The organism is Verrucomicrobiota bacterium, assembly GCA_019247695.1.
Lineage (GTDB): Bacteria > Verrucomicrobiota > Verrucomicrobiia > Chthoniobacterales > JAFAMB01 > JAFBAP01.
The window spans coordinates 18,763-44,083 of record JAFBAP010000151.1; the positions used below are offsets into that span (position 1 = coordinate 18,763).

The 25,321-nt window shown below is 60.5% G+C and carries 22 protein-coding genes; 7 read left to right on the top strand and 15 right to left on the bottom strand.

What is annotated here, in order from left to right; translation table 11 throughout:
* Positions 1–365: 365 nt before the first annotated feature.
* Positions 366–794, bottom strand: a complete 429-nt coding sequence (locus JO015_17300; GenBank protein MBW0000855.1) for a GNAT family N-acetyltransferase — start codon at positions 792–794, stop codon at positions 366–368.
* A gap of 249 nt (positions 795–1,043) precedes the next feature.
* Between JO015_17300 and JO015_17305 the strand changes: the two genes are divergently transcribed.
* Positions 1,044–1,310: a hypothetical protein gene (locus JO015_17305; GenBank protein ID MBW0000856.1), complete on the top strand. Its 267-nt coding sequence runs from the start codon at positions 1,044–1,046 to the stop codon at positions 1,308–1,310.
* 349 nt (positions 1,311–1,659) lie between these two features.
* Here JO015_17305 and JO015_17310 read toward each other — a convergent pair whose 3' ends face one another.
* The 3 genes from JO015_17310 to JO015_17320 all read right to left on the bottom strand — a co-directional run bounded on the left by JO015_17310 (position 1,660) and on the right by JO015_17320 (position 6,136).
* Entirely contained in the window at positions 1,660–1,908 is a 249-nt protein-coding gene (locus JO015_17310; GenBank protein MBW0000857.1) for a hypothetical protein, read from the bottom strand.
* A 652-nt stretch (positions 1,909–2,560) separates the two neighbouring features.
* A complete protein-coding gene (locus JO015_17315) occupies positions 2,561–4,555 on the bottom strand; it encodes a glycosyltransferase (protein MBW0000858.1) in 1,995 nt (664 codons plus the stop codon).
* A gap of 774 nt (positions 4,556–5,329) precedes the next feature.
* Positions 5,330–6,136, bottom strand: a complete 807-nt coding sequence (locus JO015_17320; GenBank protein MBW0000859.1) for an alpha/beta hydrolase — start codon at positions 6,134–6,136, stop codon at positions 5,330–5,332.
* 1,174 nt (positions 6,137–7,310) lie between these two features.
* Between JO015_17320 and JO015_17325 the strand changes: the two genes are divergently transcribed.
* The gene (locus tag JO015_17325; protein ID MBW0000860.1) at positions 7,311–8,300 is read left to right on the top strand and encodes an aldo/keto reductase; all 990 of its coding nucleotides are present in this window, start codon (positions 7,311–7,313) and stop codon (positions 8,298–8,300) included.
* Positions 8,301–8,395: 95 nt separating this feature from the next.
* Here the strand turns inward: JO015_17325 and JO015_17330 are convergent, their stop codons facing one another.
* Entirely contained in the window at positions 8,396–9,247 is an 852-nt protein-coding gene (locus JO015_17330) for an aldo/keto reductase (GenBank protein MBW0000861.1), read from the bottom strand.
* Positions 9,248–9,499: 252 nt separating this feature from the next.
* On the bottom strand, positions 9,500–10,222 hold the full coding sequence (locus JO015_17335) for a class I SAM-dependent methyltransferase (GenBank protein MBW0000862.1): 723 nt from the start codon (positions 10,220–10,222) through the stop codon (positions 9,500–9,502).
* A gap of 71 nt (positions 10,223–10,293) precedes the next feature.
* Between JO015_17335 and JO015_17340 the strand changes: the two genes are divergently transcribed.
* Together JO015_17340 and JO015_17345 are read left to right on the top strand one after the other, a co-directional pair.
* Positions 10,294–11,229: a LysR family transcriptional regulator gene (locus tag JO015_17340; protein MBW0000863.1), complete on the top strand. Its 936-nt coding sequence runs from the start codon at positions 10,294–10,296 to the stop codon at positions 11,227–11,229.
* Between the two features lie 215 nt (positions 11,230–11,444).
* The gene (locus tag JO015_17345; protein MBW0000864.1) at positions 11,445–13,241 is read left to right on the top strand and encodes a glycoside hydrolase family 15 protein; all 1,797 of its coding nucleotides are present in this window, start codon (positions 11,445–11,447) and stop codon (positions 13,239–13,241) included.
* A 195-nt stretch (positions 13,242–13,436) separates the two neighbouring features.
* On the opposite strand, the gene JO015_17350 is transcribed toward JO015_17345, so the two are convergent.
* From JO015_17350 to JO015_17365, 4 genes are read right to left on the bottom strand one after another with little or no spacing between them, the layout of a single operon-like run.
* Positions 13,437–14,324: a nucleoside hydrolase gene (locus JO015_17350; GenBank protein MBW0000865.1), complete on the bottom strand. Its 888-nt coding sequence runs from the start codon at positions 14,322–14,324 to the stop codon at positions 13,437–13,439.
* Positions 14,325–14,344: 20 nt separating this feature from the next.
* Positions 14,345–15,175 carry a carbohydrate ABC transporter permease gene (locus JO015_17355; protein ID MBW0000866.1) on the bottom strand — a complete coding sequence of 277 codons (831 nt, stop codon included), beginning with the start codon at positions 15,173–15,175 and terminating at the stop codon, positions 14,345–14,347.
* A gap of 2 nt (positions 15,176–15,177) precedes the next feature.
* The gene (locus tag JO015_17360; protein MBW0000867.1) at positions 15,178–16,053 is read right to left on the bottom strand and encodes a sugar ABC transporter permease; all 876 of its coding nucleotides are present in this window, start codon (positions 16,051–16,053) and stop codon (positions 15,178–15,180) included.
* A 15-nt stretch (positions 16,054–16,068) separates the two neighbouring features.
* Entirely contained in the window at positions 16,069–17,418 is a 1,350-nt protein-coding gene (locus tag JO015_17365) for a sugar ABC transporter substrate-binding protein (GenBank protein ID MBW0000868.1), read from the bottom strand.
* A gap of 106 nt (positions 17,419–17,524) precedes the next feature.
* On the opposite strand from JO015_17365, the gene JO015_17370 reads away from it, so the two are divergent.
* Positions 17,525–18,586, top strand: a complete 1,062-nt coding sequence (locus tag JO015_17370; GenBank protein MBW0000869.1) for a substrate-binding domain-containing protein — start codon at positions 17,525–17,527, stop codon at positions 18,584–18,586.
* Positions 18,587–18,678: 92 nt separating this feature from the next.
* Here JO015_17370 and JO015_17375 read toward each other — a convergent pair whose 3' ends face one another.
* The 4 genes from JO015_17375 to JO015_17390 all read right to left on the bottom strand — a co-directional run bounded on the left by JO015_17375 (position 18,679) and on the right by JO015_17390 (position 21,927).
* Positions 18,679–18,867: a hypothetical protein gene (locus tag JO015_17375; GenBank protein ID MBW0000870.1), complete on the bottom strand. Its 189-nt coding sequence runs from the start codon at positions 18,865–18,867 to the stop codon at positions 18,679–18,681.
* A gap of 129 nt (positions 18,868–18,996) precedes the next feature.
* Entirely contained in the window at positions 18,997–21,384 is a 2,388-nt protein-coding gene (locus tag JO015_17380; GenBank protein ID MBW0000871.1) for a glycoside hydrolase family 3 C-terminal domain-containing protein, read from the bottom strand.
* A 188-nt stretch (positions 21,385–21,572) separates the two neighbouring features.
* A complete protein-coding gene (locus JO015_17385; protein MBW0000872.1) occupies positions 21,573–21,719 on the bottom strand; it encodes a hypothetical protein in 147 nt (48 codons plus the stop codon).
* Positions 21,720–21,723: 4 nt separating this feature from the next.
* Positions 21,724–21,927, bottom strand: a complete 204-nt coding sequence (locus JO015_17390) for a hypothetical protein (GenBank protein MBW0000873.1) — start codon at positions 21,925–21,927, stop codon at positions 21,724–21,726.
* Between the two features lie 63 nt (positions 21,928–21,990).
* On the opposite strand from JO015_17390, the gene JO015_17395 reads away from it, so the two are divergent.
* Both JO015_17395 and JO015_17400 read left to right on the top strand, forming a co-directional pair.
* Positions 21,991–22,761 (top strand): sigma-70 family RNA polymerase sigma factor, encoded by a 771-nt coding sequence (locus JO015_17395; GenBank protein MBW0000874.1) that lies wholly within the window; start codon positions 21,991–21,993, stop codon positions 22,759–22,761.
* 95 nt (positions 22,762–22,856) lie between these two features.
* A complete protein-coding gene (locus tag JO015_17400; protein ID MBW0000875.1) occupies positions 22,857–23,372 on the top strand; it encodes a hypothetical protein in 516 nt (171 codons plus the stop codon).
* A gap of 990 nt (positions 23,373–24,362) precedes the next feature.
* Here JO015_17400 and JO015_17405 read toward each other — a convergent pair.
* A complete protein-coding gene (locus JO015_17405; GenBank protein MBW0000876.1) occupies positions 24,363–25,097 on the bottom strand; it encodes a class I SAM-dependent methyltransferase in 735 nt (244 codons plus the stop codon).
* Positions 25,098–25,321 lie beyond the last annotated feature (224 nt).

Sequence of the window (25,321 nt, forward strand, 5' to 3'; positions counted from 1 at the left end):
CCCTGGGCTATGTTCTCCCGGCCCGTTGGGCCTAAGAACCAGCCCGTTGGGCTTAAGAACCGGCCCGTCCGGCCTAAGACCGATTTAACCAGCTACGGAGCATCCTCCGGCGCCGACAACCCCTGGGCCGACATTCTACCAAGATACTGTCTGAATGGTGTTACCCGTGTCTTTCACCACGTTGAGGCGGCCCGCGGCGGCTGTGTTTTGGTTGTCTCGCCGGTATTTGCCTGAAAGAAAACCGCCCGCGAGGGGACTCCACGGGCAGATTCCGATATCGAACTCCTGTGCCGGGGGAACGTGCTCCCTTTAGATGCTGCATTCCACCAGTGAATACCCCAACTGAAGGGCGATGGAGTGAGCCTTCAAGCGCTCGGTAGTGGAAACGGATCGGATGCTCGCAACGTCCACGCGCTGTCATGCCGGGTGAAACCAACATGCGGGTAATAATCCGCGGCCTTGGGTGCAGCGAGCAAAACCAGGGTCGACCTGGGGTCCATCTGGGCACGGGTCCGGGCGATGAGTCCCTTTCCGACGCCACGACGCTGGTAGCCGGCGTGGACGGCCAGGTCCGCCAAATATCCCACATAGACGAAGTCGGTGAGGGTGCGTGCCAAACCGATCAGGTTTTCTGCATCCCAGGCTGTGATGATCAGGTTAGCGTGCCGGAGCATCGCAGCCATGCGGTCCCGATCGGTGGTTGGACGGCGTTCGCCGAGCGTTGAAGCGTTATAAAGCTCGATGACCTCGCTCAGGTCCAGATCGTTGCCGATCCGGTAGTCAATAGTGCTCATGGGAATAAAACGGGGAACGAAACTGCCGCCAGTTTACGCCTAATCGTAAAACGATTTGCACCCTTCTTGCAGTTAAATCGGTTCCGGATCAATGACAACAGGACTCAAAGCCCGTCCCGGCGCTCAAATCCCATTTGACGCCGGCCCGAGACCCAGGCATGAAGCCGGCGCAACCAGCAACCGGGTGCGCATGGCCGCAGGTGACCGGGCCACCCACGCGACGCATGAACGGATTACGTTCGGTAACAAATGACCGAAGGAAATCTCCGGGACAGCGAAATTCCCGGCTGGCTGGGCGTGGTGCTCACGGGCGGCACCTTCGTCGCGGATGCATGGCATTCACCATTCGATGGCGGAAGCGGAGGCCAACGGAGCCCGATTGAATGCAAAAGCCGGCATTTTCCCGCCTGGGCGGCCGAACAAATATCACCCAAGACCTCTCATACCATTCAGACAGTTACCTCGGTAGAGGATGTCGGCTCAAGGGGGGTGTCGCCGCCGGAAGATGCTCCGTAGCTGGTTGAACCGGTCTTAGGCCCAATGGGCCGGGAGACAGTTTGATGGCCTGAAGGGCCAAAGGAATTTAGCCCAGGGCTTTACCCCCTGGGTAACCGTCAAATCACGATCGAGCCCTGAAAGGGCGGCAGAAAGCGTTGCTGGCGGGTTCTGCCGCCCGTTCAGCAAATCCAACCCGGCGCGGCGGGCGTTTATCAAGGTGGGCGTACAGGCGTGACGCCTTAGGAGGCCATCAAACCGTCCCCCGGCCCGTTGGGTCTGGACCGATTATACGGTTTAAAAGGTGTCAATCCGGCAGGGCACCTGGGAAGGAAAACAAAATTTTACCTCCATGGCCGTCGAAATGGTATCAGTCGTCCAGGAGCGCCACGATCCCGGGCGCGGCAAGGGCCTGCGCAATGTAGGCCTTCGCCACCGCCCGGGCGGATCTTGGTTTGCGGGGGTAGGCAGCCATAAAGCTTTCGATGTCGGTGAGCGAACCGAAATCGTCGGTCACGGAGAGATGATTGAGCGTCCAGAGGTGCTCACCGCTTAGTTTATCCCAAATTGCCTCGACGTAGTCGCGCACGTCCACCGCCTCTACAGGTAGATTTCTCATAGTTGATTGGGACCACAGGTCGCCCCGACTGCATATTCGGCAATTCTGTTTTCGGGTTCAGCCGTCAAATCGGATTGGGCCTTTTTCGCGAACAATGGCCGCCGAGCCCTTTTCCGGTTTGATCAACCCGCCGGAGTCATGTCCGGGCGGGTGTTAAGTGGCGCAGCCGTTCGGGGTCGGCGTTTGATTACCGCGCCGCGTCATTGGGGCCTCCTGCGCGGGAAGACGCTCCGGGGCGCCGCTTTCATGCGTCCCGATGGGCGAATCGCTTTTCGTTCCGTTCCCCGGCCCTGAATTGACCGGGCTGCCAGCAGGGAGGGGTTCGATCGTCTTTACGGGCCCGCCGCCGCGGTGCGCTTACCGTCAAAAGGCAGCCCGGTGGCCGAACGGACCAACTCTACGCTGCACGCGTCGTAAGATCGTTGTCCGTTTCGGTTCCAGAGCGTAAGGTCGGCGTTGTGGATAACGCGAAAAAAGGTCTGCTCCGGCGGTTGCTGGACGCGGTGCTGGTGATCCTGGGCGGAATTCTGTTTCTTGGTTTGTGCTTTATTGCCCCAACCTTGGTGGTTGCGTTTTTAGTGTTAGGCGGCCCCGCGTTGGTCTTGGTTTGGTCCCGGCGATCGGGATCCGTGGCTCGGAAGAAGGTAAAACGTTAAGCTGCCGGGCCGGTTCCACACTCCTCGCAGGTACGCCCGCGCCGGCCTTCCCTGACCTGAAGAAATTGCCTCAGTCTCGGAGTACGATCGCTTATTCCGAGCGCCGGGCGGATCAACGCCCGTACCATTCCGGACGGGAGAATCGCCATTCCCAGGAACCACGCGCTGATCGCAACCTTTTGCGTCCAGGAATATCCATTCCACCAAAGGCAGGACCAAACGCCCTTGGCGACGAGGGTTAAACGCCGGTCTGAGGCAATGAGTCCGCGGCCGGAAAGACGCAAGTAGCAAAAACGCCGCTTCAGCCGCGATGGCTCCGATAATCTGGATGCCTCATTCCGGCCGATCGCGAGTCGCCACCCGCGATCTCTGAGCAGGTCCTTTTGGTGGTCCCGCTCCAATTTTTGCAGATCGGCTTCGACCTCAAACTGCGAAATCACGGCCGCGGCGGCATCACGGTGGCGGCGGTAACACGCCAGCGTGCGCGGGATAGCCACGATGGTGCCGAAGTATGGTGCGGCGAAGATGGGAATCGCGTCAGCGCTGAAGGACGTCACGTAAAAATTCCGTAACGTCCTTTGATTCTCGGGCGTCAGAATCCTGGCGAGAAAATCCCGGCTATAGACGTTTCCACTGGCGGGAGGTGAACAGTAAGTGCCGAAAAGGCGCATCATTTTCAACGGAGATTTACCCTTGCCCAAGCACCCACTCGGGACGACTGCATCCATCCTGGCTCCGCCTTCATCCACGACATCGAGATAGTAATGGGCCTTGACGCATCCCGGTTGCCAATGGGCGATCACTTCACTGACGCACTCCGGATAAAGGAAATCGTCGGCATCCAGATAAAGCACGAGGTCACCGCTGCAAGCCGCAAATCCGCTATAATAGCAGGAAAGCTGGCCGGCGTTACCCTTTAATATGCGGATGATCTGTGAGCCGTAGGACTGAATGATCGCGGATGAATCGTCGGTCGACCCGTCGTCGACGACAATGACCTCGGTATTGGTGTAGGTCTGGGACAACGCGCTATCGATAGCCTGGCGCAGGAACCGGGCGTAATTATGATTTACGATGATGATGGAAACCTTCTGCGTACGCGCATCCGAGCTTTCGCCGGGCGTGCCGCTCGATCGTGAGGCGGACCGTAGTTGCGCGAAGCGGGGCAGTTTCCAACGTCCGCCCAAATGCCGTTCAAGGTCCTTCAAAACGAGTCGGCCCATGGCACCTTCAGGTGAGGTCGTGAGTTCGCCGACGTACAGCCGCGTGGCTGTGGCGAAGAAATCAACACGCACAAAATCCAGGCCTCCGCCAAGGATCCTCGCGGCAGCGAGCATCTCGGCAAGACGGGCGGGCCGGGGAACCTCACTGCCAGCTCCGGGCGCAATCCTTGCCCAAGCCGGTGTATAGAGCCGTACCCGATCCGTGATGAGATGCCCGAGGTCAACCTGAATCAGTTCGACCGTGCCGCCAAAGACGAAGAACCTGTAATCGCTCGGGCGAGTCCCGCTGCCGTCGTCGACGAATTCTTCGACCATAATCTGCGGTCGGATATCCTTATAGACCCACTCCCGCGTGATCTCGTAATAACTCTGATTCAACCATCGGGTGCAACTCTCTATCAGGGCGCCACGGTCGAGGGCCGATTTGTCTTTGACGATCTGAACCCAGCCGCAGCCGTGCGTCGGCTTCACCACAAAGCAGTTCGGAAGTCGATCGAAGGGAATTGTCTCGGGACGAGTCGTCAAACAGTAAAGCTCCGGCAACACTCCGGGGCCGAGTCGTGACTCTACATAGGAGCGCGCAGCCGCTTTATCGGCCAGCTGCGCCAGCACGGGCCGCCGGTCGAAAATTATACGGTACAGAACCTTCTCGTTAAAAGTAGCGGGGCAAACGAGGTTCGGTAAGACGCCATGCGCCTTCCAGTAGCGGCGGATGAGCAAAAGCCAGCTGGGCAGGGCTTTCTTGATTCGCTCTTTGGCCGACGGCATCTCGAAGAGTTATAAATTGCTCGGAATCCGATTTGGCGAGTCAACGGGCCCGCTCGGGAACCGGCCTTAATGGGTCGTCGTTCTGAATCTCTCCCGAGACAAAAAGGGGATCAAAGTCCATAAGCGAATACACTTCGTTCTTACTTAGATTCAGAGCCGTTCCCGGCGAGAAGTATTGACCTCCGCATTGAAAGTGCAACCTGGGACACCGCCTTTGGGCACTTGAAAAGCCGCTTTTCAGGGGTGTTCCGGCATTTTCAATGGGCGAGCCGATAATTCGCATTGCCGTTTAGGATGCTTGTATTGCAGCGTACTTTGAGGATCGGCCGATCGCTTGGTTGCATTGGTTAATCCTTGGACGGAAAAACCGCGCAGGTATTCTGCGGAAACGTGTGACGCCCTGGCCCGCTGCTGTCCGCAGGCCGGTCGCTTCGGTGTAAATCGTTTCAGGGGCGCATTCCCGCCAGACCGATTGCGGATCCCGCGTCGTTCGGTTTTTTCCGGAAACGGCCAACAAACCGGCTTCCACGACTCCCGCACGGACGATTATCGTTGATCGGCTACGCTGCCAAGCCGGGCCGGTTTGCTTCGTCCGCGTGCAGGATAACAAATGCAGAGATTGGTAGTTCGCGCCGGAAACGGTTCAATGCACCCCCTGACTTCCCACACCGTGATGGCGGTTTCCACCCCGGAAATCCAGGGTTGATCGGTCCGGCCACCTCGGTCGAAACCGGACCGTTGCGATCGTGGAAGCGACCGGTTTCTGACGTCAGGTTAGAGCCCTCCGACAAAGGTTTCGATCGCTTCCCGTGCTTCACGGGCGTGCGCTGCAGGGTTGCGTTCTTTAGCGGTGATTTCCACCAACTGTGCGCCTGGAATACCCTCGGCGAGCCGCCGCCCGTACTCGACCGGGTGCAGCGCATCCAAGTGGTTGACGAGCACCAACGTTGGCACCCGGACCGCGCGCCAACCCTCCGGCGCGGGACAAGGCGCGTCCGCCGGCAATCTCGCCAGCGTGGCGATGGTCGCTTCCAGGCTTGGCCGCTCCAGTTGGCGCAGGAGTGACGCCGCGTTGTCCCGGCTAACCGTTTGGATGCGACAGAACTCAGGATCAGCCGGAAGCAACTCCCTTGTGCGTTGTGGTCCCACTTGCCTGAGCCACCGGGACATGGTCTGCAGGATGTCCAGATTGCGAGGACCAGGAAGGTCGAGCCACGCGGGACGGCACAAGATCAGGGCACGCACTCGCGCCGGGTAGCGCAAGGCAAAATTCAGCGCGACTCCGGCCCCCATGGAGATACCGCCGACCGTAAGGCCGTCGACATTCAGCGCGTCGAGAACAGTCCGGAGATCGTCGGCAAAGCTCGAAAACGTGAGCCGCTCGGGAGGCCCGAGCGGTTGGGTACGGCCATGACCTCGGCAATCGAAGGACAAGACCCGCAAGCGGACCGACTCGCCAAGGACGCCATGCGGCTGGGAAATGTCGCCGCCCAGTCCATGCTGAAATGCCACCAGGGGACCGTGCGCAGCGCCGCCCAGCGCGTAATGAAAACGGATTTTGTTCGATTCAATGAACGGCATCGTTGCCCCCTCCGGTTAAAAATCGTTGCCGTCGGCAAGGTGACGTCGCATGCATGGCGTTTCGTTATCCAAGTCACCACGAAAAGTTGTCGACTCGAAAAGGACGGGCTGCCGTTTTCATGCGAAGGGTACGATCGCGCGGCTCGATGGAGCGCTCAAGCGCGGTTCTGGGTTTTCCTCCCAGCGATGCTTTTTACCCTTAACGCAGGCAGAACGCCGCCGGCCGTCACTTTCAGGGGCCAAGACCGCTCGGCCTGCATTTCGCGGTGCCGCCCTGGGTGCGCCCGGTTTAATGACAAGACTCGGGGGCCTTTGGCTCGACGAAACGAGCGAACTTTTGGCCGACCTGTCCCTGCTGGACCGCAAACGCCGGGGTCGGGAAAACCCGCCCGCCGCGAGCGCAAAGCTGGTCGTTGAGGTTTTGGAGACGATCTTCGATCGCGATACGGGCGAAAAGTTTCAGGCTTATACCATTTCGACGGCCATGGAGGTAAATTTTTTGCCTTCCTTCCCAGGTGCCCTGCCAGCGTTACACTTATTAGACCGTATAAACGGCCTACGCCCAACGGGCCGGGAGACCTTAGTGCAGGGTTCCACCCTTGGGAACGCACCCCTCCCCCGATCGAGCCCTGGAGGAGCGACAGAAGGCGTTGCCGGCGGGTTCTGCCGCACCTTCAGCAAATCCAACCCGGCGGGGCGGGCGTGCAGGCGTGACGCCTTAGGAGGGCTCGATCGTGATTTGACGGTTACCCAGGCTTTACCCCACTGCCATTTAGTTAAGGGCGGCAGGCCGGGCGTGGCCTTCGTCCCGGAGGGACGGCTGAGGTTAGGCAGGGACTGAGCTGCGCAGCATCCTCCGGCGCCGGCATCTCCCTGAGCCGACATTCTATTAAGATAACTGTCTGAATGGCATTAGCATTCTGCGGGCGCTTGAGGCCCCGTTCAAAGGCGCGAACGTATTCGTCATTGCCAATTGCGACACGGTGATGTCACGGCCGACAGCGGAACTGGTTGCGGAGGTTTTCCGCGGCGTGCCGTTGAAAAAGCCGCTCGACACAAACGAGATGCTCCTTTCCATTGACAAAGCAAGGGGCGTCTTGGGCTATGAACCGCAACATAGCCGGCGCGATCCTGCCAGCTCCCATTAATCGAAGTATCGAAACGGCAAAGGCATATGAATTACGTAAGACTTGGCAGGACGGGGCTCAAAGTGTCGCGCGTCTGCCTGGGCTGCATGACCTACGGCAGCCCGGAAAAGGGCTGGCACACCTGGGCGCTGGACGAGGAACAAAGCCGGCCCTTCATCCAAAAGGCGCTCGAACTCGGGATTAACTTTTTCGATACCGCCAACGTCTATTCGGGCGGCGCCAGCGAGGAGGTGCTGGGTCGCGCGTTGCGCGACTTTGCCCGGCGCGAGGAGGTGGTGGTGGCCACCAAAGTCTACGGCGCCATGCGGCCGCAGGACCCCAACGGCCGGGGCCTCTCGCGCAAGGCCATCCTGACCGAGATCGACGCGAGCCTGCGGCGGCTGGGCACCGACCACGTCGACCTCTACCAGATCCACCGTTGGGATTACGAGACGCCCATCGAAGAAACCCTTGAAGCCCTGCACGAGGTGGTCAAGGCCGGGAAAGCCCGCTACCTGGGGGCTTCCTCGATGTTCGCCTGGCAGTTCTGCCAGGCGCTTTACCTCGCGCAGCTGCACGGCTGGACGCGCTTCGTGAGCATGCAGCCGCACTACAACCTGATGTACCGCGAGGAGGAACGCGAGATGCTGCCCTTGTGCCGGGCCCAAGGCATTGGGGTGTTGCCCTGGAGCCCGCTGGCGCGGGGCCGCCTGACGCGGCCCTGGGAAGCGCAGGGCAGCACCGAACGCGCCCGGAGCGACCAGTACGCCAAGGGCCTCTACAGCGCGACCGAAGCGGCCGATCGGGCGGTGGTGGACCGCTTGGGAGAGGTGGCCAAGGCGCAGGGGTTGCCGCGCGCCCAGGTGGCGCTGGCTTGGTTGCTGCAGCAGCCGGCGGTGAGCGCGCCCATCGTGGGGGCGACCAAACCGGAGCACCTGGAAGACGCCGTGGCCGCCCTATCGATCAAGTTGTCCGACGAGGAGCTCCGGGCCTTGGAGGCGCCGTACGTCCCGCACCCGCTGGTTGGATTTGAGTGACGCCGGCCGCCCCGGGCTGGTTACCTCCGACGGGTGGTGCGCGAGGTCAGGCCGGTGGGGCCTTGGTGCTGCGGGGGCGCCCCACTTCCGGCATCCTATTTAGCCGCTCGTTCAAGTTCGTTCAGTTCAGCGTCCGACAAAGGGATCTGCGCGGCCTTGAGGTTTTCCTCGAGATGAGCAACCGACGATGTCCCGGGAATCGGAAGCACCACCGGGCTGCGGTGCAGCAGCCAAGCGATCGACAGCTGCGCAACCGTGGCACCGTGGCGTTGCCCGATCGTGTCCAGCGTTCCGCCGGGCTGGGCCAGTTTGCCGGCGGCGACGGGAAACCAGGGTATGAAAGCAAGCCCCTGCTTTTCGCAATACTCCAGCACGTCCTCGTGCTGGCGGTCCGCTAAATTGTACCGATTCTGAACGCTGACGATTTCGACCACCTTGCGGGCCCGGTCAATCTCGGCGGGCTTTACCTCGCTGAGGCCGACATGGCGGATTTTGCCCTCCTGCTGGAGTTTCGCAATCACGCCCAGCGACTCCTCCAGGGGAACTTTGGGATCGATCCGGTGCAATTGCCAGAGGTCGATGACTTCCGTCCTGAGGAAACGAAGGCTCATTTCAACCTGCTGCGCGAGGTACTCCGGTCTGCCGACGGGTAGCCATCGGTCGGGGCCTTGCCGGGTCAGCCCCCCTTTGGTCGCGATGACGAGACCCTTTGGGAACGGAGCGAGGGCTTCGCCGATCAACGGCTCACTAACCGCGGGGCCGTAACTATCGGCGGTGTCGATGAAATTCACGCCCAGTTCCACCGCACGCTTCAAAACCCGTTTTGCCTCGTTGACGTCTTTCGGCTCACCCCAGATTCCCTTGCCGGTCAGTCGCATCGCGCCGAATCCGAGGCGGTTCACTTCCAGATCGTCGCCAATCTTTAACGTCTTCGCTATCGTGGCCATGGGCCCAACAAAGCACGGCGGGTCTGGTCTTGAAATTGAAGGTTTTGATTGATGAGGTCATGAACGCTGGTTTTCACGGATGCCGGGCGGGGACCGCTGGCAGACCTTGTACCTTGCAAAAGCCGCTTCCCAAGCGGGCCAAGGCGATTGCCGGATTGATACTGGCGTTGGTCAAAGTCCGTCAGGGCAACGATTCCGGCCGTTCCGTGGATCAGTAAATCCGCCCCGTTGCGGACGCGAAGGTTGCCGCCTTTATTTCCGGGCGAAGTAGCAGGCGAAAACGCTGTTGCGATGCAGGATATCGTAAGCTTGAAAACCTGCTTTCTGCAGGCCCGCGATCTGGAAGGGCAACGATCGGGGCGTATCTTCCCGGTCGATATAACGGAAGACCGTCTCGCGATACCCCGGCCCGCCCAGTCCCTCAAGGTAGTCGCCGTAGCGTTTCCACATCAAACCGTCAACCTCGGGGTCGGCAAACGTGACCAGATCCGCAACATAGAACCGGCCGCCCGGTTTCAGCCATTTCCATACTTTGCCGAAAACCTCGTCCCATTCGCTCTCGGAGCGCAGATGATGAAGTACCGCCCCGGCAACCACCAGGTCGAACTCCTCTTCGGGCAATGACAACTGCCGGAGGTCCCCCTGATAAACGCGAACGGATCGCGCGCCCGCCTCGCTGACGCGCTGCGCCGCGCGGTCCAGCATTGGCCTGCTCAGATCCACCAGGTGGCACTCGAGCGGTCCGATCGCCTGCATCACTCTCAGCGTGAAGTTTCCGGCGCCGTAGCCGAGATCGAGCATGGTGCCGCCCGCGGGCACATGCGTGCGGGCGGCAGCCGAAACCAGGTCGAGCACCAACGGCGCATCGATCGTCGCCTGCTGCCCGCTTTCGAGCCGGCTAAACCGTTCGACATCCCCATCGAACCGGCGGCGAATCTCATCAACCGTGGATTTGTTGGCAAAGGCAGTTTTCATGGCGATAAGCATGCCTGCCGCGGTATGCGAAGAAAAATGCTATGATTGCATTATATTAATGTGGCATGCGCATGAATCGGCCTACCGTGCACGAACTGGAATGTTTCCAGGCGACCGCGGAAGAACTGAACTTTTCTCGGGCCGCAAAGCGGCTTAACCTCAGCCAGCCTGCCCTTTCCCGGCAGATTCGATCCCTGGAGGACAAGCTGGGGGTACACCTCCTGGTGCGCAGCACGCGCCGCGTCACTCTCACGAACGCCGGGGCTCTCTACCTTGAGGACGCCAGGACGCTTCTGACCCGCCTCGACCACGCGACCGATGCGGCGCGCCGAACCTCGAAAGGGGAAACCACCCGGCTTCGACTCGCGTTCGTGGGAGCCTTGCTGGACGACCGACTCATCCGCGTCCTGCGGGACTTCCGGCGGTCCCATGTCCGCTGCCAGGTTCACCTGACGGACCTTCCGCCCGCACGCCAACTCGAAGCGTTGCGAGCCGGAGAACTGGACGGAGGCTTCGTCGGAGCGCCTCCCGACCGGATCGACCCCGGCCTTCGCACCGTCCTTTGGAGGAGCGAACCTCTGGTCCTTGCCCTTCCCGTGGCGCACCGGTTCGCCCGGGAAAAGTCCGTGCGGCTGGCGAATGTGCGGGACGATGGATGGGTGATGGTTTCACGAGATGCCGCCCCGGCGTTCCGGCGGCAGTTCGACCGATTTTGCGCCTCAGAAAAGTTCCGTGCACGAATCGTTCACGAATCCGAGCGCGTCAGCGCGGTGCTCACCATGGTGGCAGCCGAACAGGGAATCAGCTTGTTGCCGAAAGGCGTTTCGCGCCTGATCGCGAACGGCGTGCGCTTCGTGGCTCTCGCCGGACGGACGGCTCGCCTCGACCACACCTTTGCCTTTGCCGCCGGGCGGCCTCCGCCCGAAATCGAGGATCTGGTTGCCCTTCTGTCCAGACCTGATCCCCCTTGCCCCCGGCAACGGCCAAGATCCACGATTACCGACTGAGCGCGCAGCGTCGGGCGGAAGCCGCGGTCTGCGTTCAAGCGGATTTTCCGGGATACGCCACGTCGCCGCGTCGCAAACCCCTGAGGCCGCCTAGTAACGCTTTGTCCGCCACAACCCTGACATTCAACGGGCACTTGAACGACGAGCTTTGGAGTGCAAATGCGTATTTTCAGGTCCGCACCCGGTTCCGCTTTTCACTAGCCCCTATTCGTCGCATGAAGATTGAAGACTACGGTTTCGTCAGCGACCTGCACACGGGCGCTTTGGTGGGGGTCAACGGCTCGATTGATTGGCTGGGTTTTCCCCGCTTCGATGCCGCCGCGTGCTTCGCCGCGCTTCTCGGGAATGCCGGGAATGGCCATTGGCAAATCAGCCCCGCCCACCCGGTGCGAAACGCAACCCAGCGGTACCGCGGCAATACCTTGATTTTGGAAACGGCGTTTGAGACCGACCAGGGAGTGCTCAAGCTAACCGACTTTATGCCGCCCCGTGCGGGCGCGCCTGCACTCGTCCGGATCGTTGAGGCGATCGACGGGGCGGTGGACGTCACGCTGCACCTGACGATCCGGTTCGACTACGGGTTGGCGGTGCCGTGGGTGCAGCGCATCGAGGGAGGCCTGACCGCGGTAGCCGGTCCCGATGCGCTGATTTTGCGCAGCGCGATCCCTCTGCAAGGCAGAAACGAGGATCTTTCGAGTAACGCCAATTTTCGGGTGGAACCCGGGGTGAAGCAAACTTTCGCCCTTAATTGGTACCCATCCCACGAGGATCCCCCGCCGCCATTGGATGTCGATGGCGCACTCGCCGGGACGGAACGTTTTTGGGAAGACTGGGCGGCAAAATGCAGCTATGAAGGCGAAGCCCGGGATCTGGTGATGCGCTCCCTGCTGACCCTGAAAGCATTGATTTACGCGCCGACCGGCGGCATCGTCGCAGCGGCGACTACCTCGCTGCCGGAGCAGATCGGGGGAGTACGGAACTGGGACTACCGTTTTTGCTGGCTGCGTGACGCTACCCTGACTCTTTATTCGCTTATGCAGTCGGGCTACACTGAGGAGGCAGAGGCCTGGACTAACTGGTTACTCCGGGCTGTGGCCGGAGATCCCGAACAAATGCAGATTATGTATGGTGTCGCGGGCGAACGCCGCTTGCAGGAGTTTGAACTGACGCACCTTTCGGGCTATGAAAACTCCAGGCCGGTTCGGATCGGCAATGCCGCTTCAGAGCAGTTCCAACTGGACGTCTACGGCGAAGTGATGGACGCACTGCACCTGGCTCGGACGGTCGGCATCCGTTCCGGCGAGGCCTCCTGGGGGTTGCAGCGTCACCTAGTAGACTTTGTCGCCGCGCATTGGAAGCAGCCTGACGAAGGCCTTTGGGAAATCCGGGGTCCGCGGCGTCACTTTACCCATTCGAAGGTCATGGCCTGGGTAGCGATCGACCGCGCGGTAAAGGCGATAGAACAGTTCGGTTTGGAAGGCGATCTTGCGGGGTGGAAAGCGCTGCGCGAACAGATCCATCAGGAGGTTTGCGCCAAAGGGTACAATCCCAAGCGGCAGGCCTTCACCCAATATTACGGGGCCGATCAGCTGGACGCGAGCTTGTTGCTGGTGCCTATCGTTGGTTTCCTGCCGCCCTCAGATGAACGAGTCCGGAATACCGTTGACCGGATCCAACAGGAACTCATGGTTGACGGTTTCGTGCTGCGTTACGCGACGAGCGGCTCGGAGTCGGTGGACGGATTGCCGCCCGGCGAAGGCTCATTTTTACCGTGTTCGTTCTGGCTGGTGGACTGCCTGTGGCTGTTGGGCCGCCACGACGAAGCCCAGGCCCTGTTTAAACGCCTGGTCTCCAAGCGCAGCCCCTTAGGGCTTATGTCGGAAGAGTACGACGCCAGGCGGCAACGGCAGGTGGGCAATACGCCGCAGGCTTTTACCCACGTCGGGCTGGTAAACGCCGCGCGGACCCTGTACGCGACGCACAGCGCCGCGAAACACCGCAGCCGACAATGAAGAACGGCGCGCACCGCGGTTACAGTCCGGCACTTGGCAAAGCGGACAAGGTAGGGGACGTCTATTGGGGCCTGAGGTTCAGGGCGGTACGTAAGCGTGAGCAACCCCCTCTTCCGCCCCTTCAGCAAATCCAACCCGGCGGGGCGGGCGTTTGTTAGGGAGGGCGCACAGCGCCCTTTCGGGACTAAAACCGGCTTAACCATCCTGAGAAGGGGTGTAGGCCAGGCGATCGATGATGAGTTCGAGGGCGGTGTGTGAAAAGACATCACTTGCCACCTCAACCAAGGGCCCGGTCTTCACCCGGTAAGTCCGCCCGTAAAACGGGCCATCCAGTTGCACCTGCACGCCGCACGTTTCGAAACGAAAAAGATCCGGACGCTCCATCGCCAAAGCCGCGAGCGGATCGTGCGGATTATTTTGAGCGTCATGACGGAACAACCACCACCGTCGGATTTGCTCGGCCGCCAAGCGGGAGAGAGGATCGGACGACCCCTCCAGACGCAGCACGTCCTTTTCGCGGATGGATGGGATCATCGTCACGTCCAGGCCCAAGGCGACGGTAGGCATGCCCGAGCCAAAGACCTTTGCCGCGGCCACGGTGTCGCAACGGATGTTGTGTTCCGGCCGATCGTCATAAAACGTGCCCCCCATCAGGTAGAGCCGTTTGATCCACCTGCAAAATCGCGGTTCGCGTTCGATGGCACGGGCAATATTGGTCAGGGGCCCGATCGCCAAAATCTCCAACTCTCCCTGCCGCGCCTCCGCCTGGCTGAGCAGGAAAGCGTCCGCGCCGTTTTCAGCGTCGAGCTTTACGTCATCCAATCCGGCAACGCCTTCGCCTTCAATGCCGGCCCAGTATACCTGCCTGCCCGAAAGCGGCTTTTCCTGGCCGGGAATTACCGGGAGCTCCGGCTCGCCTGACAGGCCGCAGACCACTTTCGCCAGACGCGCCCGTCTTCGGGTATCGCCGTAAACCGTCGTCACCCCTTGCAGCGCCAGTTCGCGCGAACGCAGGATGAACACCAGCGCCAACAAATCGTCAACGTCGCTTCCGATGTCGGTGTCGAGAATGACAGGCCTCATATAGTCATCCGGGAAAGGCGTCAGCCTTTAAGGGAAGCGCCGACCACCCCTTGAATGTAGTAGCGCTGCAGCGGCAGCAGGATCAGCAACGGGATCCCCGCGGAGATCACGGAGGCGGCAAATAGTTCGTTCCAGAGCGTTTGATGCTGTTGCTCGAAGCTGGAGAGTGCGACCTGGACCACGCGCATGCTCTCTGAGCGGGTCGCAATCAGCGGCCAGAGGAATGCTTCCCACTGAAAAAGAAAGATCAGAAGGCCGGCACTGATGATGACCGGCTTGCAAAGCGGAACGTAAATGCGCAACAGGATCGTGAGCCACCCCGCGCCGTCGACCCGGGCCGCCTCAGCCAGTTCTCGCGGGATTTGCGCAAAAAATTGCCGGAACAAAAAGATCGTAATCCCGTTGGCCAAGCCCGGAACCACCAGCCCGGCATAGGTGTCCAGCCATCCCAGGTTGCGCACGACCGTGTAGAGCGGGACGGCAATCGCCTCTGAAGGGACCAAAAAGGTGAAGACGGTGAGGGCAAAAAGGAGGTTTTTGCCGGGAAACGAGAGCACGGCAAAGGCGAACCCGGCGCACCCGTTCACCGCCAGCCCGATCGTCACGGAGAGAAATGCCACCAGGGCACTGTTCCAAAGCGCCCGCCCGAAGCCTTTCTGAAAGATTTCTCCGTAAGCCTGCGGATCCAACGGAACCGGCAGGAGGGCGCGGGCGTGAAAAGGCGACGTGTCATGAAAGACTTCGGCCAGCGGCTTAAGCGACGAGCTGAAAGCCCACCAGAGCGGCAGAAAAAAGATAGATCCGACGATCAGGTAACCCCCATGCCGAAGGAATGTCGATGCCCGGCGCATGGTCAGGATAGTTCCTGCTGGCGCAGGAAATAGAACTGGAGCACAACCGTGATGCTGACGAGCAGAATCAGCACCATTACGATCGCGAGTGCACGCCCCATCTCCCCGTAAACGAACCCCGACCGGTACGCTTCATACATCAGGACGTTGGTCGAATAGGACGGCCCGCCGCGCGTGAGGAGAAACATGGGAACAAACAGCAGGAAATTCACGGAAGTATCGGTGACCAGGACAAACAGCAGTGTTCGTTTCAACAAGGGAAGGGTGATGTGGAAAAATCGGCGCGCGGTGGCGGCGCCGTCAAGCCGGGCCGCTTCGTACAATTCCGAAGGGATTGCCTGTAATCCCGCCCAAAGGAAAATCATCCAAAAGCTCACCCCTTTCCAGGTGGCAATCACCAGGACACTCCAGAGCGCCTGACGCTCATCGATCAGGAACGGTTGTTTATTGATGCCGATCCATCCGAGCAGGGAGTTGATCAGCCCGGACGCGGGATCCAGCATGAGCCGCCAGATGACGCAGGCAATCGGCAGGGACACCCCGATTGGCACGAAGAACAGTAGCCGGTAGAAACCGATGCCACGAAATCGCTGGTTCACCATTACGGCCAGAAGCAGCGCCAGGGCCAATTGCACCGGATTAATCACCGCGTTGAGCTTGACCGTGACCCAGAGCGATTTCCAGAAGAGCGGGTCACTAACCAGGTCCGCATAATTCTGAACGCCGACGAAAATGGTCCGGCCCGCCTGCTCGAAGGATTCCTGGCACAAGGAACCCCACGCGGCCAGCGCGATGGGGTAGATCCGGAAAACGACAAGGCAGATCAACGCCGGCAGCAGAAGCAGAAAAGCTGTCGGCGAACTGCCTTTAAATTTCATCGTTGCCAGCTCTACTTACTTGCGGAACTGCCCCAGGAATCGGTCCGCCCGTCGCGCCCCCGCCGGCAGCGCTTCGTTCGGGTCCGTCCCGTTGCGAATATCTTCGTAGGTAGACGCGAAGATGTCCTCCAGCTGCAAATAGCCGGGGGTTTGAGGCCGGGGCACGGCGGTATGACGTGCCTCATAAACGCCCAGAAGGTACGCGCATTCCGGGAAGGTGGCGTATTGCGGCGATTGGTCGATGGCGGTCAGAAGCTTTTGGGTCGCCGGCAACTGACCTTGGCCCTCAAACCACAGGCGTGAGCCCTCGTCATCGGCGCTGATAAAGTGAACAAATTTTCCTGCCACCTCTTTGTTCTTGGAAGCTTTATTGATGCCCAGGTGCCAGGAGCCCGTTCCGGTCACCGGCTTGCCCCCGGCGAAATACGGGTGCGGGGCAATGCCGAATTTCACGCCTGATTTCTTGAAAAGCAGGATGTTCCATTCGCCTCCGACGAAGATAGCCACATTGTTATCGGCAAACAGGTTCGCCGTTTCGGCCGGCGGAACGCCTTTCGGACTCACTTTCGATTCGTTGAAAAGGGACCAGTACCACTTTGCCGCTTTCTTCCATGAATCGGAGTCGAAGTAGCCGGTGGCTTTCAACCCGTGGTCGCCTACCAGCGGTCCGCCCAGCGATTCACCGAGCGCTTGCAGTTGGTAAAGGCGGCTGACCTGGTCGAATTCGAACCCCCACACCTGGCCTGACGGGCCGGTCTTGGTGAGCTTTTTGGCCGCGTCCACCACCTGTTCCCACGTCCAGCGATCTTTCTCGGCCAGGGATGCCACCATGTCCGGGGTAACGGTTTGACCGGCGGTAAGGCAGGACGGCGGGGTCACGCCTGCGTCCTGAAACAGGCCGAGGTTGACGTACATGAACTGCGTCGAATTGTTCAGGGGCGCAGCCAGCAGTTTGCCCTGGTACGTTCCGGCCTGGCGTGACGCGGCCACCCAGGTGTGTTCAAGTTCGTCCGGCGTAAAATACTCGTCCAGGGGCGCGAGGTACCCCCGCGTGGAATAGGAGGCGACCAGCGGAACGTCCACCTGGATCAGGTCCAGGTCGGCGTCCTGCGCCTTCATCCGGACCTCGATGGTTTCAAACAACTGCCGAAAGGGATACGCATCGAAGGCGATCTTGACGTCGGGATTTTTAGCTTCGAAGGCGGCGATGACCTTTTTGGCGCTGGTAATTGTATTGCCGTCAGACAAGCCCAACCAATGGAGCGTGGTAGCGGCGCCGACCCGCGCGGGGCTAAGGCTAAGCATGACGAGGGTCAAACCGCCGAGGACGGCGATGAGCTTGGGGAAAACCGGCCGGGTCAGCATAGAAGTGGATGAGGGGGGGTGTTTTGTGAACGTTAACGTTGCGGCGCACGCGTCTGCCGTCAATGTTTTGTTTTCCCGGATGCCGGACTTTCCGTGCAGGTTTTTTATGCCTCAATGCCCGTTTAAACCGCAGTCGACCACGCTCTATGCCGTTGCCAAAGCAACCGGCGTCTCTCACCAGACGGTCTCGCGGGTGGTGAACGGGTCCCCACACGTTGCCGAAAGAACCCGGGATCGCGTCTTGAAGGCGATCAAGGCTCTCAACTATCACCCCAACCAAATCGCCCGGCAATTGGTACGGCAACGGTCGCGGTTAATCGGCGTCATCTCCTACGGCACCCGGCTTTACGGGCCCGGCCACGTCCTGACCAGCGTCGACAAGGCAGCACGGGACGCCGGCTACCAAGTCCTCCTTACCGGCGTGGCGAGCGTGGAGCGGTGCGTCTTGCGCGAAGCAACCCAGCAACTCCTTGCGCACAGGGTGGCCGGTATCCTGGTCAATGTCCCCCTTGAGGTCCGTTTTTCCGAACTCGAGTTTGGTTTGCGCGGGCTACCTTTCCTGACGTTGGATGCTTGCACCAGCCGCCCATTTCCCACCATCCAATTTGACCACCGCAAAGGCAGTTACCTGATTACCCGTCACCTTCTTGAGTTAGGCCATCGGCGGCTGGCGTACCTGGCCGGCGACAAGACCTGGGTTTGCGGCCGGATGCGCTGGCAAGGCTGGATCGATGCGTTAGCCGAGCGCCGTCTGCATCCCGGGCCATCGGTAGAGGCGGATTGGAGTTCGGAAGGAGGGTACACCAACGTGCGAAAGCTGCTCGCGGACCAGCGCAAGTTCACGGCGGTGGTCGCCGCGAACGATCAGTTAGCCCTCGGGGCGATCGCTGCGCTTAAGGACGCCGGGGTCCGCGTGCCCGCCCAGGTTTCGGTCACCGGGTTCGACGACATGCCCGAGGCGCGTTTTTTTCGGCCGGCGCTGACGACCGTCCGGATAGATTTCGAAAAGATCGGCGAGCTCGCCGTGCGCAGCCTTCTGACCTGGATCGAGCAAGGGTTAACCGACGCGCAGCATGTCGACATTGCCCCGGAACTGATCGTCCGGGACAGCAGCGCTGCTCCCGGTTCGGATAACAAGCCCAATTACACCCATTCTCAGGATGCTTGAGCTGTTTTCGCCCGGAGGGATTCTCCGGGGCAAAAACGGCTCAATCAACTTGAAAAGCGGTGTAGCTTTCGCCCGTGAGATCAAACCTCGGTCTAACCAGGATCGTGCCCGCCGTCGCGCCGCAAAGATGACAATTCGTGCCAGCGGCGGGGTATCCGGCTTTTCGGGGGCGGTCCCTGCCCTGTGGACGAGTAAACGTTGAGGTCCGCTTCCACCTCGAGCGCAAGCGCAACGGTCGTTGCGGTTTGGGTGTGATCGGTCGGTTCGAGGGTTTCGTGCATGCCCTGACCGACTAATCGCGAGCCATTTTGATGCGCTTTGCTACTGCGTGGTCACCGGTAGAGTCGCGTGCCGGCAGATCCGGCGTTCTTACAGGGAGACCGGTCGAAGAAGGCCGGTCGCAGCTGAGGTCACCAGGTGCAGTCTGCCTGGCTTTCCATGCGCCAGTCGCGACCGAGCACCCGGTTTTCACCGGCGACTTCGACCCGGCCCTTCAGTTTGATGTCACCACTGGATGCGCCCACCATGATCTCGAATTCGCCGGCTTCAACCGTTCGCCGGTTGTCCCGGTCCGTAAAATTCAGCATGTCGACCGGGATGCCAAAGCGGACCACGACCCTCTGTTTTGGCTGCAAGGTCACCCGTTTAAATGCCTTCAACTCTTTGACGGGACGAACCAGCGAGGCGTACACGTCCCGTACATAGACCTGGACTACTTCGGAGCCCTCGCGATCCCCGCTATTCTCCACCTCCACGGAAAGGCGAATGGTCCCATCGTCGATGGGGACGCGCTCCTGCTCAAATTTAAGTTCACGGTATTCAAACCGGGTATAGCTCAGGCCATAACCGAAGCAATACTTGCTTCCGAAATGATAGGCGACAGGGGTGCCGGCGCTTTTGAGCTTGTGATTATAGTAATAGGGCACCGCGCCCGTACTCTTGGGTATTGACACCACCAAGCGACCGCTCGGGTTCGCCTTGCCCGTCAGCAGATCGGCAAGGGCTTCGGCGCCTTCCTGTCCCGGCTGGAAAGCCATAAGGATCGCCGCCGCCTGCTCTTCCAGGCCGTTGAGAGTATAAGGCCGGCCCGACGTCATGACGACAACCGTCGGCGTTCCGGTCGCGATGACCTGCCTCACAAGCTCTTCCTGCACCCCTGGCAACCGCAGGCTGTCGGTATCTGAGCCTTCGCCGACCGTGCCCGTTTGAAAGAGTCCGGCCAGATCTCCCACGAAGACGATGGCGACGTCGGATTGTCGGGCGCAGTCGATCGCATCCTGTATTTGCGAGGTATCCCGGCTGACCGGTGAGGTGCGCTTCAGGTTGGCGACATTCGACTCGACATCGCCCGGAAATACCGGCGCCTCCGGGTTGCGCCCGGTAAGGATATCGCAGCCCTTGGCGTACCGGACATTCTCGGTGCCGAACCGTTCATTCAGCGCCTGCCGCGGCGTTTTTGCGTACCGAGTCCGCTCGTCCTGCAAATTGGCGATAATCAAGTGGACGGGGAAGCTGTAGCCGCTGAACATCGCGAGCTGATCGTCTGCCGTCGGACCGATCACCGCCACCTTCGGTTGGCGCGAAGTGTCCAAAGGCAGGACCCCCTTATTCTCCAGTAAAACGATTGACTGCAGCGCAACGTCCTTGGCCAAAGCCGTTGCAGCCTCGGATTGCAAACTCACCTGGTTCTCGTCGGCATACGGATTTTCAAACAAGCCGAGACGGAATTTCTCCGCCAGTATTCGCGCCACGATTTCGTCGATTTTATCTTCGCTTATCTGCCGGCGCTCGACCGCCTGCGGCAGATGTTCTGCGCATTCGAATGCCGGCAGTTCAATGTCCAGCCCCGCATTAAATGCCAAAGCGGCGGCCTCAGCTTTGTCCCTGGCTACGCCATGGTGAGCCTGGAGCAGATTGATGCCGGCATAATCAGCGACCACCAACCCGTCGAAACCCCATTGGTCACGGAGCACTTCGGTTAACAGAAAACGGGACGCATGACACGGTTGATTGTCGATATCGTGATAGGCCGGCATGACGGAACCGGCATTCGCCAGCTTGACCGCCATCTCAAACGGAAGCATGAAAATGTCGTTGAGCTCCTTGAAGCCGAGGTGCACCGGCGCGTGGTTGCGTGCCCCTTCACTGAAGGAGTGGCCTGCGTAATGTTTCAGGGTCGCCAGCAGGTCACGGTTATCTCCCTGGAGTCCCCTGACGTAGCGCGTAGCCAGGACCCCTACGAGGTATGGATCCTCCCCCATCGTTTCTTCGGTACGTCCCCAACGAACATCGCGGGATACGTCCAGAACGGGCGCCAGCCCCTGGTGGCATCCGAGCTGCCTGGCCTCTTTACCGATTGCCCGGCCGACTGCTTCGATGAGCTCCGGGTTCCAGGTCGAACCATAGTTCAACGCGGAGGAAAAAAGTGTTGCCCCTTTAATCATGAGCCCGTTGAGACATTCCTCATGCGAGATGGCCGGTATACCCAACCGGGTTTGTTCCACGAGAAATTTCTGCAGGGCATTAAGCGCGCGCACCCCTTCCTTGGGATCCACGGGATGCGTGCCGAGCGGGCGTGTGATCTGTCCCACTCCCCGCCTGAGCATCTTTTCGAGATCCTTCGTCGTTGCACTTTGAGCAAAGGCGTCGGTACGGACACGGTGATTGCCATCGGGGGACAGGATCAGCCAGTGCGAATACATCTGGGCGATTTTTTCCTCCAAGGTCATCCGCCGGAGCAGGTCGGAGACGCGCTGCGCAGTTGGCAATTGAGAATCTTTGTACGGATATGTAGCCATAAGTTCAACGTTCGCCGGAAAACCACGAAGCCGCGCCAGGCGCATGCACGCGCCCATATCAAATGGTCAGACCCGTTTCCCACCGGGTGTCCCGGCCGTGTTGAAAACGCGGACGTGCACTTTTCCGGCGTCAAATGCCTGCGGTAATCCGGCCTTTTTGCCCCAGGGGCTCTACTGCCTCGAGCCCTTTATTCCTGATCTCCGACGCGTTGTTGATTAGAGCGCTGCCGTTCGGCGTCCTCTTCCTGCGGATCCGGGCGGGGTGTCCCCTCCTCGGGTTGGTCCGTCACGCTGGTGCTCTGATCCTGGCCCGGTTCGTCTTTTCGGCTCCTCACAACCTTATAATCGCATGAAAAGGCTCCGCTGATGCTTGCGGTCTGACCATTTATCGATTCCGCTCGATGACACCGGCGCCAACCCGGACCCGAGGGGCTGCAGGCTCATGTCCGGCCGGCTTGTCACCAGGTGGATTTCCCGGATTCGTTCATCCCGCGCCGGCAAGCGCCCCATGGCGTCCAGGACCGTTCGGAATTCTCTCGTCATCCGCTGCAGGGCTGGTAAAGTGACCCGAAGGAGTTTTGTGCCTAAGGCCGCTATCTTTCATCCATGCAACCGGCACACCATTCGGATAGAGCTTCACACGCTCGTTTTGAAGCAACGCATTGGAGCGAGGTGCTGGAAGCGGCCCGGAGCGGTGCCACCCACGGTCCGGAGGCCCTCGCCCGGCTCTGCGAACGCTACTGGCAGCCGCTTTACGCGTTTGCCCGGCGCCGGGGCCATTCTCCCGACGACGCCCAGGACCTTGTGCAAGGGTTTTTTGAACACCTGATCGAAAGCCGCGCGCTGGGCACGATCGACCAGGCCAAAGGACGTTTCCGGTCATTTCTGCTGGCCTCCTTCCAGAACTTCAGTCTGACCGAGCAACGACGCGCCCAAGCCGAAAAACGGGGGGGCCGCGCCCAAATGGTCCGGATTGACTGGAAGGAGGCCGAAAGTCGGGTCGACCTGGCACCTGCAGACGGGCTGACGCCGGAAACGGTTTTTGACGCGCGCTGGGCTTTCGAGTTGCTGAACCGCGCCACCCGGCGCCTGGAGCAGGAACAGACGACACGCGGTAAAGCGCAAATGTTTTCTATCCTGCGGCCGTACCTGGGTGATGAAGGCGCACGGGTGAACTTGAGCTACGAACAAGCGGCACGGGCCCTGAACGTGGGCCTGCCGACCCTGAAAACGTTGATTCATCGCCTGCGCCGGCGCCACGCGCAACTCCTGCGCGAAGAAGTGGCCCAGACCGTCCTGGACCCTGATGATGTCGAGTCCGAATTGCACGCGCTTTGCGAGGCGCTGGTCGTCGCGGGCGGGCGCGTGCAGGCGTAGCAGCGTAACTAACCTCGGCCACGCCCGGGGACGAAACCGGGCATTCGGAAAGACCATTTGGCAGAACCAGGCAAAGGCGGAAACTTGCTCCGGGCATGAGAAGGACCGCCATCGCTGCGCTGGCGGCGGAAATGATCGCCACCTCGTTCCCCAGCTTACAAAACCGAGCGCTGAAGGTAAAAATGGTGAAGACTGACGATTACGTAATGGCGGTGCGTCTCGGAAAAAAAACCGTTCGTTTGTGGGTCAGCAAAGCGGACGTCAAGCGGATGGGGCGCCGCGCTCTCGCCGGAGTTCTTGCGCACGAACTCTGCCACGCCGAAGAGGACCTGCAGCGACAAACGCTTACACACGCCTTAGTTTCGGGACCGTGCGAATCGGCGACAGGTACGGGCCCTTCGGCCGAGACCGTGACGGAGCGGCGTATAGACGCAGCCGTGATCCGGAGGGGTTATGGCCGGGAATTGCTGGCGTTCCAGAAGTACCACGACCGTTATTACGAACCGTATGACTGCGCGGACGGGATGACCCTCAATGAAATCGAAGCGGCAATTCGCGATGGCAATGAATCGGTCCGCGTTGGCCGAGAGCCTGACGGCCAACGCCGCTGACCTGACTTCCTGACGAAAAATCGGTGCTCCCTCGAGGAACGTGCGATTTGCACCGAAAATGTCGCAAGTACCACCCCATTTTCGCCGCGCCGCCACCCCAAAAGCGCCTTGGTTGGGATCGATCATACCCTTTCGATGACCATCGAGGTGAAACTCTGCCTTAGACCAAACGGGCCGGCAGCACCTAGCCCAGGGTTTACTCCACTGCCATTTGGTTAAGGACACAAGGCCGGGTATTGCTTTGGTCCCGTAGGGACGGCTGAGGTTAGGCAGGGGCTTTAGCTCGACTTTGTCCATTTTCTAACCAAGCCGATGCCGCAAAATCGGGCCGTTCCGTGTGCTTTGGCGGGTTTTTTAGCTGTCGAGGTATCCGTCCGACATGGCGAAAACGCATCCGCGAGGCAGTAAGTGGCTCATTTTCAGCAGTTCCTCAGTTAGAAAATGGCCAAAGTCGAGCTTTAGTGCCTATGCCTATGCAGGCGTTCCCCCGGGTTGCGTCCCCTCGGGACGCCTGAAGGCGTGCGCCGGGCCACAGGCGGGCTTCAACGGTGGGGAGCCGTTCGGGTTTTTGGCGCCGAGGGTCGCGCCCGGTTTGGCCGGCCGTTTGGGAGCCGGCACCCTCCGGGGCAGCGTTTCAGGCGTCCCGACGGGACGCGATCCTTCTTAAATGCCCGCCAGGGACTGAAGTCCCGGGCTAACCTCAGCCGTCCCTTCGGGACGAGAGCGCCCCCCTCCGCCGGCCCTGAACTAAATGGCCGTGGGGTTTACCCTGGGCTAGGTTCCCTTGGCCCTTCGGGCCGTAACACGGTCACGGCTGTCCCCGCGCTGCCCTCAAAAACTGTGGGCAAAGCTCAGGGATTCACCCCCGGGCTAAGGTCTCCCGGGCCGTTGGGCCTACCACCACTTACGAATGTAGCAACGTTCGTTGCAGCGGCAGCACGAAGAACAGCGGGATCACGGAGGATACAACGGAGCTCTCCGCAGAAACGTTTAACCCCTGAAACAGTACAGCCGGAGAAGATTCGTCGGCGCAACAAACAGCTCTCGCACCTGCCTGAAGCCGGCCTCCCGGCCCAGTGCACACCATCCGGAAGTGGTCTCGGGAAAATCGCTGGCGTGGACGTGCGCCCGGCCCGCCTCCCACTCGTCATGCGTAAATGCGGTCCACCGCGGTTTCTGGGCGTCCCAGCGGTCCAGCCAGCCGTCGCGGTCTTCGCCGTCCGGGCTCGCGCTCTCGTAGATCAGAAAGAGCCCCTGATCACTTACGATCGTGCGGACCTGGCGCATGATGGTCAGCTTCATCGGGGTGGGGAAGTGATGCAACGCGAGGCCGATCCACACGACATCCACGGGCTCGGGATGATCGTTCAATGCCTCGACCAAATCGCGTCGATGAAGGGTGACGGGGCAGGCGAGTTGCCCGAGCGCCTCGGACGCCAGCTCGAGGGCCGGCTGAGAGAGGTCAATGCCTTGATAAGAAGCGACCCGGGTTCCTCTGAGTGCCTGCACCGTCGCGCTTGCGTCACCGCAGGCGACATCGAGAAACCGGAACGGCTGGGCAGCTTCATCGACCAGTACACGGTGGAGGCAGCTATAAGCCTCGTCATGAAATAGATAGTTGTGCTCGACCGCCTTGCGATGGAGCTGCCATTGCGTTTGAAACAGCACCAGCGCGGGCTCGTGATACATCGTTCCGGCCTGCCCATAATGACGGACGGTAACCATGGTTAAGTCCCAGGCACAGAGATACCCGATCCGGACGGGCAACACAACAAGGCATTAGGGAGTTCCCGATCTTGAGCCTCAAAACTGCGTGCGGGTTTACCGACGTGCGGGCCCGTTCATTCTCAGGTTAACCGAGCGCGGCAGATTCGTCCGGCGACCTCCTGACGGTTTCCGTCCGACTCACCTGCCGCCTGCAAGCGGCTGGTTCCTTCGTCCGGCATCAC